The sequence below is a fragment of the Kribbella italica genome, from assembly GCF_014205135.1.
GTDB lineage: Bacteria > Actinomycetota > Actinomycetes > Propionibacteriales > Kribbellaceae > Kribbella > Kribbella italica.
In genome coordinates this window covers 6,124,255-6,139,111 of record NZ_JACHMY010000001.1, presented here as the reverse complement: position 1 = coordinate 6,139,111, position 14,857 = coordinate 6,124,255, and the positions used below count along the sequence as shown (strand labels likewise).

The window sequence follows — 14,857 nt, the reverse complement described above, 5'->3', positions numbered from 1 at the left end:
CGTCCAGTCAGGGGCCGTTGTCGCGCGCGGCACCCGTCCGGGACCCGACCTGTGGACAACTCCCGGCATGATGAGCCCCTTTTCGGGCAGTCTGTTCCCAGGCGAACGACGGCCGCCCACTCTCCGCCCGGAGAGCCGCTGATCGACCAGGAGGACGCGATGGAGGGTAAAGCGCTGCCGGCGCTGAGCGCTGTCGGGCTCGTCCTGGTCCTCCCGCTGCTGATCGTGCTGGCGATGCTGCTCACCTCGATGGGCTCGATCGGGCAGGCCTCGGAGTGCGCGCCGGCGACGAGCGCCGGCAAGGCGTTCGGCTGGCCGACCGACGAGCACGAGCCGTCCGAGGGCTGGGACGACGGCGACCCCAAGCACACCGGCCTCGACTTCGACGTCGACAAGGGCAGCAAGGTGATGGCCGCCGAGGACGGCGAGGTGATCGACACCGCCGGCGACTGGATCAAGATCAAGCACCAGGACGACGCGGTGCAGACCTGGTACCAGTTCTTCGAGTCCAAGAGCGTCCGGGTCGGCGACAAGGTCACCCGCGGCCAGGAGATCGGCAAGTCCGGCGAGGGCGACGAGGAGGACCCGGGCGAGGACGGCGAGCACCTGCACTTCGAGCTGCGGATCCGCGGCGGCGAGAACGGCGGCGGCGACCTCCAGCCGCAGGACCCGACCGACGAGCTCGGCGAGGACACCACCGAGTCGTCCGGTGGCTGCGGGTGCGGCGGCGGCCCGCTGGTCGGCGGCAACAACCAGGAGAAGGCCTTCAACTTCTTCGCGTCGAACGGGTTCAGCAAGGAGCAGGCCGCCGGCATCGTCGGCAACATGATCCACGAGTCGAGCGTCGAGCCGGCTCGCCTGCAGAACACGGCGCCCGGCGTCGAGACGAGCGCGAGCGCGGCCCGCGGCAGCGAGCTCGGCTGGGGCATCGTGCAGTGGACGCCGGCCGGCAAGATGATCAACCCGTCGATGGAGGCCACCAACAACGACGAGGCCAAGGTCGCGTCGCTGGAGTGGCAGCTGGAGTTCCTGCTCAAGCAGCTGAACGGCGAAGGACCGCTGCCGGAGGGGAACGCCGGCGACAAGCTCCACGCGGCCAACGGGGTCGAGGCCGCCGCGGTCGCGTTCGGCCAGTACTTCGAGCGCTTCGCCGGGTCCGAGGACCTGAGCAACCCGCGGTACACCGAGCGCAAGGCGACCGCGGTCGAGGTCATGGCGACCTTCGGCGACGGTGCCACGCCGGGTGGCGGTGGCTGCGGCGCGGGCAACATGGACATCGTCGCGACCGCGAAGAATCTCGCCTGGGACACTCCCGGCCACGGCAAGAACAAGGGCGACGCCAAGCCGGAGTACCAGGCGGCGATGCCGGAGTACAACGGCTCGACCGGCACCGACGAGTACTCCGACTGTGGCGTGTTCGTCGCGACCGTGATGCGGATGAGCGGCGCCGACCCGGACTACCCGGTCCGCGGCACCAGCATCCAGGAACCGTACCTGCGCAACTCCGGCAAGTACGACGTGTACGACAACATCACCACCGAGCAGCTGAAACCGGGTGACATCCTGATCGGGCCCGGTCACACGTACCTGTTCGTCGGTGAGTTCAACGGCTACGACGCGGCCGCCGCCTCGCTGCACGGGCACGTCCCGGAGGCCGGCAACACCTACAACATCGGCAGCGAGTTCGCTGCCGCCCGGTTGAAGAACCCGCCGACCCCGAAGGCCTGACCGACCCGTACCGACCGCCCGCCCGCAACGACCGAGGGAGAGACTGATGGAGGACGAGAGGCTGCCGCGGCTGTGGCTGCTCAGCGGCGTCGTGGTCGTCATCCTGGTGGTGCTGGTCGGCGGCTACCTGGTCTTCCGCGGCGGCGCGGAGTCGAAGCTGACCGTGCGATCGATCCCGAACGACCTGACCCTGACCATCGACGGGCAGCCGATCGCGGCGAACGGCGAGGTCAAGATCAAGGCCGGCCAGCACACGCTGAAGGCCGAGCGGGACGGTTTCGAGACCTACACCCAGACCGTGACCGCCAAGGGCGGCGACCCGCTGTCGGTCAAGATGTACCTGTACTCCAACGGCCCCGCCGGCCGGACCTGGACCCAGAACAACCCCGAGCAGGCCCTCGAGGCCGAGGCCGAGGCCGGCCGCCGGTACGACGAGATCCAGCGCCGCCTGGCCGCGAAGTACCCGGTCATGCGCGAACTCCCGTACGTCGGCCCCGGCTTCAAGGCGACGTACGGCGCGTCCAAGTCCGACCCGAAGAACCCCGAAGCGATCTCCCTCAAGATCCGCACCTTCAGCCCCGAGGGCCGCACCAAGGCCCTCCAATGGATCGAAGGCCACGGCTACGACCCCGCCACCCTGGACATCGTCTGGACAACTTCGTAAGCCCACACCACCACCCCCGAACAACGCGCGCCCCCACCGCCGAACAACGCGCGCCCCCACCGCCGAACAACGCGCGCCCCCACCGCCAAGGCAGCAAATAGTCGCTGAACCCCCACTCAGCTGCCTGTAAGCACCCCCCCGCGCCGAGCCTAAAACCCAAGACCTCCGCACCTAACCGCCCACCCGCCACCCCTGCGGCGGCGCCCGCACATACCTCCCCCCGTTCAAGCCCGTCGCCGCACCACGACCGCCCTCACCCACCCCACGCACCCCGAGCGGCTTGACGCCACTCAAGCAGATCTGCAAACTGACTGATTGTCGGACAATCAGAGAATCCGTCGATCACGGATCAGAGTGCGAAGAGGTGCGTCCATGGGTCAGCCGCTGGGGTGGGGTCGCCGTAACCTGATGGTCCGTCCGGACCACTACCGCATCGACTACGTGATCAACCCGTACATGTCGACCCAGGACCAACCCGATCCGAAGCTGGCGACCAAGCAGTGGGAGTCGCTGCGTCAGGCGATCGTCGACGCCGGCGGCACCGTCGAGGTCCTCGACCAACGCCCGGACTCACCCGACATGGTCTACGCCATGAACGTCGGCCTTGCCACCGCCGACGGCCGCGCAATGCTCTCGCACATGCGCTTCGAGCCCCGTCGCAAGGAATCCCTCTCCGCGGCCGACTGGTTCACCACCAACGGGTTCACCCTCGGCCGAACCGGCACCGACGGCGTCGGCCCGCACTTCGAGTCCGGTGACGCGTTCGTCTTCGGCGACGCCCTGGTCGTCGGTTACGGGCACCGCTCCGAGGCACTGGCGCTCAAGCACCTGGCGACCGAGTGGAACATCCGGGTTCGCGGCCTGCGGATCGCGCACGAGGGCATGTACCACCTGGACCTGCCGTTCTGCCCGGTCGACAGCACCCACGCGATGGTCTACCCGCCGGCCTTCGGCGCGGCCAGCCGGGGCCGGCTGGAGCAGATCGTGCCGGAGCCGATCGTGCTCACCGACGAGGAGGCGTTCGCGTTCAGCGGCAACTCCGTCGTGGTCGGCGAGACGATCCTGATGCCGGACTGCTCGCCGCGGCTGCGGGAGATCCTGACCGGCCTGGGGCTGCGCGTCGTCGTGCTCGACCTGTCCGAGTTCCACAAGGGCGGCGGCTCGGCGCGGTGCATGACGAACCCGCTAGATTTCGACCTTTCCGGGATCGGTGTCGCCGGTGGAGAGGTCATTCTGCCGGACTGATCCCGATTGGCTGGACAGTTTGTACAGTCGCCGCGTTAGCTCTTCTGCCCGGGCCGGTGAAGCACTTAGCCTGCGGTCATGACCGCACAGGATGAGGTCCGCTTCCGCCCCTGCCTGGACGACGTCGCGGCGTACAAGCCGGGCCGTCCGCCGGAGCGCACCGACGGCCGCCCGACGTACAAGCTGTCCAGCAACGAGAACCCGTACCCGCCGCTGCCGGGCGTGCTGGCCGCGGCGACGGCCGCGGCCGGGGACATGAACCGGTACCCGGACATGGGTGCGGTCGACCTGCTCGAGGCGCTGTCGGAGCGGTTCGGCCTACCGGTCAGCGATCTCGCGGTCGGCACGGGCTCGGTCGCGGTGCTCTACCACCTGCTGCAGGCGGCCTGCGCCGCCGGCGACGAGGTCATCTACGCGTGGCGGTCCTTCGAGGCGTACCCGATCGCCGTGCAGCTGACCGGTGCGACGTCGGTGCGGGTGCCGCTGACCGAGGACGCCCGGCACGACTTCAAGGCGATGGAAGCCGCGATCACCGACCGGACCCGGGTCGTGCTGGTCTGTACGCCGAACAACCCGACCGGTCCCGTCGTCCGCCGCGACGAGCTGCTCGCGTTCCTGGACGTCGTCCCGTCGAACGTGCTGGTGGTGATCGACGAGGCGTACCGCGAGTTCGTCCGCGAGCCGGACACCGTCGACGGCGCCGAGCTCTACCGCGACCGCCCGAACGTGGTCGTCCTGCGCACGTTCTCGAAGGCGTACGGCCTGGCCGGCTTCCGCGTCGGCTACGCCATCGGCCACCCGCCGGTGGTCGCCGCCATCCGCAAGTGCGCCCTGCCCTTCGGCGTCAGCCAGGTCGCCCAGGCGGCCGCGATCGCGTCCATCCAGGCCGAGCAGGAACTCCTCGACCGGGTCGAGGCCCTGTGCCACGAGCGCCGCCGCGTCGTCGGCGAGCTCCAGGCGGCCGGCTGGGACGTCCCCGAAACCCACGCCAACTTCGTCTGGATGCCACTCGGCGACGACACCGTCCCCTTCGCCGAAGCCGTCCAGGCCGAAGGCGTATCCGTCCGCCCGTTCCCCGGCGAAGGCGCCCGGGTCACCATCGGCGAGGCCGAAGCCAACAACCTCTTCCTCCAGGTCGCCCGCACCTGGCGCAAGTGAAGTCCACCGCCGTCGGTACGTTGGCGGCGTGAGCGGACAAACACTGGTCTGGATCTCCGGTGCCTCGGCGGGCATCGGCGCCGCGCTGGCCACGGACGTGCCCTGGCCGGACTCTCGGGTGATCGATCTGTCACGGCGTGGGGGTGGTCCGGCCGAGCACTTCGCGGTGGACCTGGCTGAGCCGTCGGAGTGGGAGCGAGTCGAACAGCACTTCGTGGACGAGCTGGCCGGGTTCGCGGGCGAGCGGGTGGTGTTCGTGCACAACGCGGGGACCGTCGTGCCGATCGGGCCGGCGGGGGAGGTCGATGCGGCGGCGTACGCGCGGGCCGTGCTGCTGAACTCGGCGGCGCCTCAGGCGCTGGGGCGGTCGTTCCTGGCGGCGACGGCGGGGCTGGACTGTGAGAAGCACCTGGTGATGCTGACGTCGGGCGCCGCGAAGAAGCCGTACGCCGGATGGTCGGCGTACGGCGCAGGAAAGGCCGCGGTCGACCACTGGGTGCGGACGGTCGGCCTGGAGCCGAACGGGTGCCGGGTGGTCGCGGTCGCACCCGGGGTGGTCGACACCGCGATGCAGGGCGAGATCCGGAAGGCCGACGAGCGGGCGTTCCCGTCGGTGGAGCGTTTCCGCGAGCTCCAGCGCACCGGCGGACTGGTCACGCCGCGGCAGGCCGCCCAGGGGATCTGGTCGCTGGTGGACCGGGCGCTGCCGAGTGGTTCGGTCGTCGATCTGCGCGAGCTCTGACAACAGAAGAACGGCACCGGGAGGAGTGAGGCTTTCTTCCCGGTGCCGTTCGGATGGTGCTACCGAATCAGTCACCCCACCGAGGGGACAGGTTCGGGTCCTGCATCACTGACCAGGGAGGGTCAGTTGTTCTGGCCGACTTCCTGCTCACAGGTCTTCAGCGACTCGACCGCGTTCGCGTTCTGGTCGAGGCCCAGCAGACCGGTCAGGTCCGAAACCGGAACCTGAACGCCAACGGCGTTGATCGGGATGTCGTTGTGGCAGGCCTGGAACGGGCCGACCTTGTTGTCCGAGACCGAGATCAGGCCGTCGTCGCCGGCGCGGTACCACTTGCCGTGGTGGTCGTTCTGGCCGACCTCCTGCTCGCAGGTCTTCACCGCGGTGGCGGAGTTGCCGTTCTGGTCGAAGCCGACGATGCCGACGATGTCCTTGACCGGGACCTGGACGCCCACGGCGTTCACCGGGATGAAGTTGTCGCAGGCCTGGAACGGGCCGACCTTGTTGTCGTCGATGGCCAGCAGGCCGCCGTCGCGGTCAACGCCGTACCACTTGTGGCCACCCTTGTCGCCGTAGCCCTTGGAGGCCGAGGAGACGGTGTCAGCAAGGCCGCTGTTGGCCTTGGTGTCGTCGATCATGTTCGCGCTGACGACGGTGGCCAGGCCCAGCGTGGCGACGGTCGCCACGGCCGCAGCAGCGGCGATCTTGCGTGTTACCTGCATTGTGCGAGGTTTCCTTTCGGGTTCGACGGATTCGTCTTAGTGGGTAACGACACCTGGTCATGGGGGTTACAGAATTCTTCGAGGACTTTTGTTTCGAAAGCGTCTCGGGAGCGCTGCCGAGGAGATGCCTGACATTGCAGCAACTGCTGTCTGACCAGGAAACTTGCCCAGCCCGTAACTCATCCCCGATTTCCTCGTTGTGTCATCGCGGGAGACGGATCGCCCGGTGATTCATGGAGATTTTCGGTGGGCTCGGTGGCCGTCGAATCGGCAATACCATGATGAATCGGTATGTCGTCGCACTATTGCCGGAGTTCGCGCCGTGTTTTTTCGGGGCACAGCGCGCGACCGGCAACTGAGGACCCGCTGCCGCGCGCATCGGCAGCGGTGGGAGACCCGGGCACCCCATGGGAGCCCGGGTCTTTCCTCTTCCTTCCGCGCGCGGGTGCCCGCGCGCGAGCGAGTGGTCTACTCCGCGGGCGGAGCGCCGGCGCCCGACCTGGTCGTCGCCACCGCGGGCCGCCGCTCGGCGGTCACCACCAGTGCCACACCCAGGACGACGACCGCACCGCCCAGCAGGATCGTCGTCGTGACGTGCTCGCTCAGGACCAGCCAGCCGAGGAACACCGCGACCGCCGGGTTCACGTACGCGTAGGTGCCGATCAGCGAGATCGGAGCGTTCGCCAGCAAGTACGAGTACGCCGTGTACGCGAGCAGCGAGCCGAAGACGACCAGGTAGGCCAGTGCGAACCAGCCCTTCGAGTCCACCGCGCCGAGGTGCAGCCGGGCGGGCTCGCCGCGGAGCACGCCGATCACGATCATCGCCGTACCGCCGATCGCCATCTCGTACGTCGTCGCGACCAGCGGGTCCTTCGGCAGCCCGAGCCGCGGCGAGAAGCGCGAGCCGATCGCCCAGCTGATCGTGCCGAGCACCAGGATCGCGACCGAGAGCGGCTTCGCGCTGGTGTTGCCGCCGGAGACCGACAGCAGGGCCGCGCCGGCGAAGCCGATCAGGACGCCGGTCCAGGTCAGCACCCGCGGGCGCTCGCCGCCACCGACGCGAAGCAGCATCAGCCACAGCGGTACGGCGGCCACCAGCAGCGCCGCGAGGCCGGACGGCACGGTCTGCTCGGCGATCGCCACCGCGCCGTTGCCGAAGGCGAGGAGCAGCAGCCCGACGACGCCCGAGCCGAGCAGTTCGCGCCGGGTCACGTTGAGCCGGCGGCCGCCGGAGCGCAGGACGAGGAACGTCGCCAGCAGCAGGGCGGCGGCCAGGAAGCGGGTCGCCATCCCGAGCATCGGCGGGATCCGCGCCTCGACCACGATCCGGATCGCCAGGTACGTCGAGCCCCACACGACGTACACGATCGCCAGCGCCAACCAGATCATCGCGGGCGACGCGCTCCGGGCGTCGGGCAGTGCCGGGACGACGGGTGCGGAGGCGGCCATCAGATCTCCTTGTAACCAGTAAAACTGCAAGACGATCCTTACGCTAGTCGGCGGCCCGGGCGGCGGCAAGGGGATTCCCTGCCAGCCGCCGACGGTTTCCTGCCGGGTTCACGCACCGGCCAACCGGCCGTCATCGGCTCCCGCGATCGTGACCGCCAACCGTGAGGAGACAGAACATGCGCTACGTCGCTGCACTGACCGCAGGCGTGCTGCTTGCTGCCGCCGCCACCGGCTCCGCCGGGGCGGCTGGGTGGGGAGAGGGGGAGGGGCGCGCCGCCCCCGCCACCGGCTTCGCCGGGGCGGCCGGATCCGCTGCCGCGAGCAGGGCGCCCGCGCTTGCCCAGGTCCGGGCTGTGGCCGAGACCGCGCCGAACTGGGACGACGCGGCGGGTGGTGACGCCAACGCCGACGACCCGGCGATCTGGGTCAGTCCGACCAGGCCCGAGAAGTCCGTCGTGCTCGGGGCGCTCAAGAACGGTGGACTGACTGCCGTCGACCTCACCGGCAAGGAGCTGCAGCACATCGCCACCCCGCCGGCGCCCGAAGAGGGCCAGGAGCCCGGCCGGTTCAACAACGTCGACCTGGTGCAGAACGCCGTACTCGGCGGCCGCCTGAGGGATCTCGCCGTCGTCACCGACCGCGGCCGGGACCAGCTGCGGATCTACTCGGTCGACCGTCGCGGCGCCGACGCCAAGGACAAGGTGCTCACCGACCTCACCAGCGCGAAGGCCCCGCTCGTCTTCAGCAAGGACACCGACGAGGTGCAGGAACAGCGCACGGCGTACGGCGTCGCGGTGCTCGCGGACCCGCTCGGCCCGCTGGTCGCCGTCACCCGGCGCAGCGAGGCCCGGATCGGGCTGTTCCGCCTGGTCGCGGACGGCGCGAAGGTCACCTACAAGCCGGTGACGCGGTGGGACTTCCCGACGAGCTTCAAGCTCCGCGACGGCAGCACCTGGGCGCCCTGCGAGGAGCCGGGCGACCGTCCGCAGTTCGAGGGCATGGTCTTCGACCGGACCACCCGCACCCTGTACGCCGCTCAGGAGCACGTCGGCATCTGGCGGGTCCCGCTGCGTGGCAAGCCGGAGCTGCTGGAGAAGGTTCGCGAGTTCGGCCAGCCGGCGGCGTACGACGAAGAGACCGAGGAGTGCGCCCCGACCGGCCCGGCCCGGCCGGACGCCGGCAAGTACCTCAGCGCGGACGCCGAGGGCCTGACCATCGCGTACAAGAACGGCCGCAAGACCCTCTACGCCTCGAGCCAGGGTGACTCGACCTTCGCGGTCTACCGGCTTGACGCCCGCGGCCTCACCTACCGGGCCGGCTTCGAGGTCGTCGACGGCCACGCGACCGACGGCGTTCAGCACAGCGACGGCGCGGCCGTGACGACCCAGCCGCTCGGCGCCCGGTTCCCGCACGGCCTGCTCGCGGTCCACGACGGCGAGAACACGCCCGGCGACGGCGACCGGGAGGGGACCAATTTCAAACTGGTCCGGCTGGAGCAGTTGCCCTGATCGGTACGAAGCTGTGACACAAAACACTCGGAGCGGGCAGCGGGCGTCACATCGCCCGCTCCGAGCGTGCCGGGCGCCCCGGATATGACCACTTGATGGACTGGTGTCTCAGGGCGGCACGCGTTTCGGTACCGGCGTACGAGTTGGCGTCCAGACAGTTAGCGCAACCACCACCGGCTCGGTACGGTGTCCGGCAAGATGGGCAGTGGTACCAGTGAGGAGGTTCACTGCCGGACGGTGCATCAACCCTGGACCCACGCGGTCCTGTCTGAGAGGCCTCACCCGGCTGGTCAGGCCGGCAGCGTGCAAGTTGCGGTCGCGGCGATCCCGCGCTCGAACCCCCGAGGAGTGCATGTGAGTGAGTCGGTGCCGGGCCTTGCCCCGGAAGTGTTCGCGCCCGTCGAGGCGCCGGTCAGTCCCCCGCAGGCCTCCGAGGAGGTCGAGTTCGTCCAGCTGCTGACGCCCGAAGGTGAGCGCGTCGAGCACCCGGACTACTCGTTCGACCTCGACGACGAGGCGATCAAGGGCTTCTACCGGGACATGACGCTGGTCCGCCGGATCGACACCGAGGCGACCGCGCTGCAGCGCCAGGGCGAGCTGGGCCTGTGGGCCTCGCTGCTCGGCCAGGAGGCCGCCCAGATCGGCTCCGGGCGCGCGCTCAACCGCAAGGACATGGTCTTCCCGACCTACCGCGAGCACGGCGTCGCGTTCTGCCAGGGCGTCAACCCGCTGAACCTGCTCGGCCTGTTCCGCGGCGTCGACCAGGGCGCCTGGGACCCCCGGGACAACAACTTCCACCTCTACACGATCGTGATCGGCGCCCAGACGCTGCACGCGACCGGGTACGCGATGGGTCAGCAGCGCGACCACGCGGTCGGCGACCCGGAGAACGGTGAGGCGACGATCGCGTACTTCGGCGACGGCGCCAGCAGCCAGGGCGACGTGAACGAAGCCTTCATCTACGCCTCGGTGTTCAACGCCCCCGTGGTCTTCTTCTGCCAGAACAACCAGTGGGCGATCTCCGAGCCGATCGACCGGCAGACCCGGATCCCGCTCTACCAGCGCGCGGCCGGCTTCGGTTTCCCCGGCGTCCGCGTCGACGGCAACGACGTCCTCGCGACGTACGCCGTCACCCAGCAGGCGCTGAAGCGGGCCCGCGAAGGCAGCGGCCCGACCCTGGTCGAGGCCTACACGTACCGGATGGGCGCGCACACCACGTCCGACGACCCGACGAAGTACCGGCTGTCGGAGGACCTGGAGTACTGGAAGCTCAAGGACCCGATCGAGCGCGTCAAGGCGTACCTGGCCCGCCAGGCCGGTGTCGAGCACGACTTCTTCGACCAGGTCGAGGCCGAGGCCGACCAGGTCGCCGCCGAGCTGCGTCAGGGCTGCCTGGCGATGCCGGACCCGGAGCTGACCGACTTCTTCAAGTACGCGTACGTCGACATGCCGGACGAGCTGGCCGAGCAGCGTGACCAGTACGCCGCGTACGCCGCTTCCTTCAACGCAGAGGGCGAGGGCTGAGCCGGATGACGAAGATCAGTCTCGGCAAGGGCATCAACGCGGGCCTGCGGGCCTCGATGGACAACGACCCCAAGGTGATCATCCTGGGTGAGGACATCGGCAAGCTCGGCGGTGTCTTCCGGGTCACCGAGGGTCTGCAGAAGGACTTCGGCGAGGACCGGGTGATCGACACCCCGCTGGCCGAGTCCGGCATCATCGGGACCGCGGTCGGCCTGGCGCTGCGCGGCTACCGGCCGGTCTGCGAGATCCAGTTCGACGGGTTCGTCTTCCCGGCGTACGACCAGATCATCAACCAGGTCGCCAAGATGCACTACCGGTCGATGGGCAAGCTGCGGATGCCGATCGTGATCCGGATCCCGTTCGGTGGCGGCATCGGCGCGGTCGAGCACCACTCGGAGTCGCCGGAGACGCTGTTCGCGCACATCGCCGGTCTCAAGGTGGTCGCGTGCGGCGACCCGGTGGACGCGTACTGGATGATCCAGCAGGCGATCAGCTCCGACGACCCGGTCATCTTCCTGGAGCCCAAGCGGCGCTACCACGAGAAGGCCGAGCTCGACGAGAGCGTGCCGCCGGCGTACCCGCTGCACAAGGCGAAGGTGGTCCGCGAGGGCACCGACGCGACACTGTTCTGCTACGGCCCGATGGTGAAGACCTGCCTGCAGGCGGCCGAGGCGGCGCTCGAGGACGGGCGCGACCTGGAGGTCGTCGACCTGCGGACCATCTCGCCGCTGGACCTGCGGACGATCTTCGACTCGGTCAAGAAGACCCGGCGCGCGGTCGTCGTGCACGAGGCGCCGTTCTCGCTCGGTCCCGGCGCGGAGGTCGCGGCGCGGATCACCGAGGAGTGCTTCTACCACCTGGAGGCGCCGGTGCTCCGGGTCGCCGGGTACGACACTCCCTACCCGCCGTCGCGGATGGAAGAGGAGTACCTGCCCGACCTGGACCGGGTGCTCGACGGTGTCGACCGGGTGATGGGGTACTGATGGGCATCCAGCAGTTCCGCCTCCCCGACGTCGGCGAGGGTCTGGTCGAGGCCGAGATCGTCAGCTGGAAGGTCAAGCCCGGCGACACGGTCAAGCTCAACGACACCGTCGTCGAGATCGAGACCGCCAAGTCCCTGGTCGAGCTGCCGGTGCCGTTCGCCGGCACGGTCGCCGAGCTCCTGGTCCCCGAGGGCGAGACCGTTCCGGTCGGTACGCCGATCATCGCCGTCGAGACCGCCGACGCCACGCCTGGTGACCTGACGCCACCGGTGGCCTCCGGTACGCCGAAGGAAGACCTGGTCCCGGACATCGAGAACGGCGGCACGGGCCGTACGGCGGTGCTGGTCGGTTACGGCCCCCGGACGACCGAAGCCAAACGCCGTCCCCGCAAGGGCGGAGCCCCCGCGGCCGCGCCCGCCGCCCTCGCGCCGTCGGCGGTCCCCGCCCCGGCAGGGGCCGTCGCGCCGCAGGCGGTCCCCGCCCCGGCACCGGTCGTCCCCGCCCCGGCTCCAGTACCGGCCCCCGCTCCGACTCCGGCCGCCGCAGCAGTTGCTGCTGGCAACGTTCATGTCCTGGCCAAGCCCCCGGTCCGCAAGCTGGCCAAGGACCTGGGCATCGACCTCGGCACGGTCACCGCCACGGGTGTAGGCGGGATCATCACCCGCTCCGACGTGGAGAACCACACCACCACACCACCTGCTGCTGCAGCACCTGCTCCGCAGTACGTCGTACAGCCTGGTGCTGGTGACGTGCGGATTCCCGTGAAGGGCGTCCAGAAGGTGATGGCGCAGGCGATGGTGGCCAGTGCGTTCACGGCGCCGCACGTGACCGAGTGGATCACTGTCGACGTCAGCGCGACCATGGACCTGGTCGAGCGGCTGAAGAAGGACAAGGCGTTCAAGGACCTGCGGGTCTCGCCGTTGCTGATCGTCGCGAAGGCGGTCACCCTCGCGGCCCGCCGGACGCCGATCATCAACGCGGCGTGGGACGAGCCGAACCAGGAGATCGTGCTCAAGGGCTCGGTCAACCTCGGCATCGCCGCGGCCACGCCGCGCGGCCTGATCGTGCCGAACATCAAGGGTGCCGAGTCGCTCACCCTGCCCGAGCTGTGCGGCGCCCTGAACAACCTGGTCGCCACCGCCCGCGACGGCAAGACCTCCCCGGCCGACCAGGCCGGCGGGTCGTTCACGATCACCAACGTCGGCGTCTTCGGCGTCGACGCCGGGACGCCGATCATCAACCCGGGCGAGGCCGCGATCCTCGCCTTCGGCGCGGTCCGCAAGCAGCCGTGGGTGGTGGACGACGAGATCGTCCCGCGCTGGATCACCACGCTGGCGCTGTCGTTCGACCACCGCCTGATCGACGGCGAGAAGGGCTCGATCTTTCTCGCCGACGTCGCGAGCATCCTCGAGGACCCCGCTCGCGCGCTGATGTTCTAGAAGAGCACAGGAAAAGAGGGGGTCCCGGGCGGGGGACCCCCTCTTTTCAGTTCAGGTGGTGACTCACCAGAAGCGCTTGACCGCGTCCAGGGCGTCCGCGATGCCCTCGCCGTAGAAGGCGTTCTTCGCCGTCGTACCGGTGCAGCGCGCGTCCGGCGTGGTCGGGCAGGCGGTGTCGTCGGCCTGGCGCTGCAGGGCCTTCTCCAGGTCGCGCGGGCCCCACCACGGGTGCGCCGACTTCATCAGCGCGGCGACGCCGGCCACGTGCGGGGACGCCATCGACGTACCGCTGAACACGGCGTACTTGCCGTCGGGCACCGTCGACAGGATGTTGCTGCCCGGCGCGGCGACGTCGATCGAGCGCAGGCCGAAGTTGGAGAAGTCGCTCTTCGTCCTCGCCTGCGTGGTGCTGGCGACGGTGATCACGCCGGGCAGCTCGGTCGGGATGTCCAGGCAGTCGTTGTTGATGTCCCGGGTCACCGCGGTGCTGTCGTTCGGGCTCGAGGTGTCGGTCGTCTTGTTCGACAGGTCGTAGTTCGAGTTGCCCGCCGCGGCGACCGACAGGACGCCCTTCTTGGTCTGGTAGTTCATGGCCCGCCGGACGGCTTCCTGGACCGCGCCCTGGTCACCGTCGTCGTCGCACCAGAACTGCCACGGGTCGATGAAGTAGCTGTGGTTGGTGACGTCCATGTGGTGCTCGGCGGCCCAGACGAAGCCGCAGATCGCGTACTCGGGGTAGATGTAGCCGTCGTCGTTGACCACCTTCACCGAGGCGATCCTGACGCCCGGCGCGACGCCGACGATGCCGACGCCGTTGCGCGCGGCCGCGATCGTGCCGGCCACGTGGGTACCGTGCGAGCTGGTGGTCGGCCGCCAGCCGCCCACCGTCCGGTCCGGGACGCCGTTGCCGGTGCAGTTGACCGAGTTCTTCGCGTCGAAGTTCGGCTTCAGGTCCGGGTGGGTGTCGTCGACACCGCTGTCGGTGACGCCGACCAGGACGCGCTTGGAGCCGTCGGTGATCTTGTGCGCCTGGTCCGCCTTGATCTGGACCATGTCCCACTGCTTGTTCTCGTCCGGGTCCGGTACGACGGTGCCTTCGCCGGCGTTCAGTCCCTTGGCGGCGGCCTTCTTCGCCGTACCGACCGGGCCCTCGGACACGGCCGCGGTCCGGGTGGCGCCGACCGACTGCACCTCACGGCCGTTGCGGCCCTGGCGGACGTCGGTCCGGAAGTCCGGGTTGGTCGACTGCGCGATCACCACGCCGAGCTGGTCGTACGACGAGACGACGGTCCCGCCGGCGGCCTTGACGGCCTGCTCGACCTTCTTGACGTGCAGCTTCGTGGCGCGGGTGTTGACCACGTAGTTCATCAGGACGCCGGGCTCGGCCGCGGCGGCGGTGCTGGTCGAGGGTGCGAACGGGGCCGCCTGGGCGGCGGTCGCGGCACCGGCGGTGGTGAAGGCCAAGGCCGCCACCGCCAGACCGGCGCTCAGCCGGCGGGTACGTGAGCTTCGGAACACACTCTCTCCTCAAGACACAGAGCGAAACGGGACGGCAACGCTCCGGTGAGCCTAGATCGGTTTGTGGCCCGTGCGTACTCCAGCGCGCAGGACAGGGGAAACCCCGCACGCTTATCCACAGGTTTATCCACAGAATGTGGATCAAACAGTCGAGTGATAAGATAGATACAACAGAGATAC

At 69.4% G+C, this 14,857-nt stretch carries 12 protein-coding genes; 9 read left to right on the top strand and 3 right to left on the bottom strand.

The window, feature by feature from the left end; genetic code table 11:
- The first annotated feature begins 159 nt into the window (after window positions 1-159).
- From HDA39_RS28535 to HDA39_RS28515, 5 genes are all read left to right on the top strand, one after another.
- Window positions 160-1,728 (top strand): phage tail tip lysozyme, encoded by a 1,569-nt coding sequence (locus tag HDA39_RS28535; RefSeq protein WP_184800337.1) that lies wholly within the window; start codon window positions 160-162, stop codon window positions 1,726-1,728.
- Window positions 1,729-1,774: 46 nt separating this feature from the next.
- Window positions 1,775-2,392 (top strand): PEGA domain-containing protein, encoded by a 618-nt coding sequence (locus HDA39_RS28530; RefSeq protein WP_184800335.1) that lies wholly within the window; start codon window positions 1,775-1,777, stop codon window positions 2,390-2,392.
- Between the two features lie 372 nt (window positions 2,393-2,764).
- Window positions 2,765-3,637, top strand: a complete 873-nt coding sequence (locus tag HDA39_RS28525) for a dimethylarginine dimethylaminohydrolase family protein (protein ID WP_184800333.1) — start codon at window positions 2,765-2,767, stop codon at window positions 3,635-3,637.
- Window positions 3,638-3,715: 78 nt separating this feature from the next.
- Complete coding sequence (gene hisC, locus HDA39_RS28520) at window positions 3,716-4,795, top strand: histidinol-phosphate transaminase (protein WP_184800331.1); 1,080 nt, start codon at window positions 3,716-3,718, stop codon at window positions 4,793-4,795.
- Between the two features lie 28 nt (window positions 4,796-4,823).
- Window positions 4,824-5,537, top strand: coding sequence for an SDR family NAD(P)-dependent oxidoreductase (locus tag HDA39_RS28515; RefSeq protein WP_184800329.1), 714 nt, complete (start codon window positions 4,824-4,826; stop codon window positions 5,535-5,537).
- 122 nt (window positions 5,538-5,659) lie between these two features.
- Here the strand turns inward: HDA39_RS28515 and HDA39_RS28510 are convergent, their stop codons facing one another.
- A complete protein-coding gene (locus HDA39_RS28510; protein ID WP_184800327.1) occupies window positions 5,660-6,256 on the bottom strand; it encodes a hypothetical protein in 597 nt (198 codons plus the stop codon).
- A gap of 468 nt (window positions 6,257-6,724) precedes the next feature.
- The gene (locus HDA39_RS28505) at window positions 6,725-7,705 is read right to left on the bottom strand and encodes an EamA family transporter (protein WP_184800325.1); all 981 of its coding nucleotides are present in this window, start codon (window positions 7,703-7,705) and stop codon (window positions 6,725-6,727) included.
- A 176-nt stretch (window positions 7,706-7,881) separates the two neighbouring features.
- Between HDA39_RS28505 and HDA39_RS28500 the strand changes: the two genes are divergently transcribed.
- The 4 genes from HDA39_RS28500 to HDA39_RS28485 all read left to right on the top strand — a co-directional run bounded on the left by HDA39_RS28500 (window position 7,882) and on the right by HDA39_RS28485 (window position 13,159).
- Window positions 7,882-9,213 (top strand): phytase, encoded by a 1,332-nt coding sequence (locus HDA39_RS28500; RefSeq protein WP_184800323.1) that lies wholly within the window; start codon window positions 7,882-7,884, stop codon window positions 9,211-9,213.
- Between the two features lie 354 nt (window positions 9,214-9,567).
- Window positions 9,568-10,737, top strand: coding sequence for a pyruvate dehydrogenase (acetyl-transferring) E1 component subunit alpha (pdhA, locus tag HDA39_RS28495; RefSeq protein WP_184800320.1), 1,170 nt, complete (start codon window positions 9,568-9,570; stop codon window positions 10,735-10,737).
- A 5-nt stretch (window positions 10,738-10,742) separates the two neighbouring features.
- Window positions 10,743-11,720, top strand: a complete 978-nt coding sequence (locus HDA39_RS28490) for an alpha-ketoacid dehydrogenase subunit beta (RefSeq protein WP_184800318.1) — start codon at window positions 10,743-10,745, stop codon at window positions 11,718-11,720.
- Window positions 11,720-13,159, top strand: a complete 1,440-nt coding sequence (locus HDA39_RS28485; RefSeq protein WP_184800316.1) for a dihydrolipoamide acetyltransferase family protein — start codon at window positions 11,720-11,722, stop codon at window positions 13,157-13,159. The genes HDA39_RS28490 and HDA39_RS28485 overlap by 1 nt, the downstream gene beginning before the upstream one ends.
- Window positions 13,160-13,222: 63 nt before the next feature.
- Here HDA39_RS28485 and HDA39_RS28480 read toward each other — a convergent pair whose 3' ends face one another.
- Window positions 13,223-14,677 carry a S8 family serine peptidase gene (locus HDA39_RS28480; protein ID WP_184800314.1) on the bottom strand — a complete coding sequence of 485 codons (1,455 nt, stop codon included), beginning with the start codon at window positions 14,675-14,677 and terminating at the stop codon, window positions 13,223-13,225.
- Window positions 14,678-14,857 lie beyond the last annotated feature (180 nt).

Bases quoted from the DNA above. Each gene is read 5' to 3' on its own strand.
- HDA39_RS28535 (WP_184800337.1), top strand. From the start codon at position 160: ATGGAGGGTAAAGCGCTGCCGGCGCTGAGCGCTGTCGGGCTCGTCCTG.
- HDA39_RS28530 (WP_184800335.1), top strand. From the start codon at position 1,775: ATGGAGGACGAGAGGCTGCCGCGGCTGTGGCTGCTCAGCGGCGTCGTG.
- HDA39_RS28525 (WP_184800333.1), top strand. From the start codon at position 2,765: ATGGGTCAGCCGCTGGGGTGGGGTCGCCGTAACCTGATGGTCCGTCCG.
- hisC (WP_184800331.1), top strand. From the start codon at position 3,716: ATGACCGCACAGGATGAGGTCCGCTTCCGCCCCTGCCTGGACGACGTC.
- HDA39_RS28510 (WP_184800327.1), bottom strand. From the start codon at position 6,256: ATGCAGGTAACACGCAAGATCGCCGCTGCTGCGGCCGTGGCGACCGTC.
- HDA39_RS28505 (WP_184800325.1), bottom strand. From the start codon at position 7,705: ATGGCCGCCTCCGCACCCGTCGTCCCGGCACTGCCCGACGCCCGGAGC.
- HDA39_RS28500 (WP_184800323.1), top strand. From the start codon at position 7,882: ATGCGCTACGTCGCTGCACTGACCGCAGGCGTGCTGCTTGCTGCCGCC.
- HDA39_RS28490 (WP_184800318.1), top strand. From the start codon at position 10,743: ATGACGAAGATCAGTCTCGGCAAGGGCATCAACGCGGGCCTGCGGGCC.
- HDA39_RS28485 (WP_184800316.1), top strand. From the start codon at position 11,720: ATGGGCATCCAGCAGTTCCGCCTCCCCGACGTCGGCGAGGGTCTGGTC.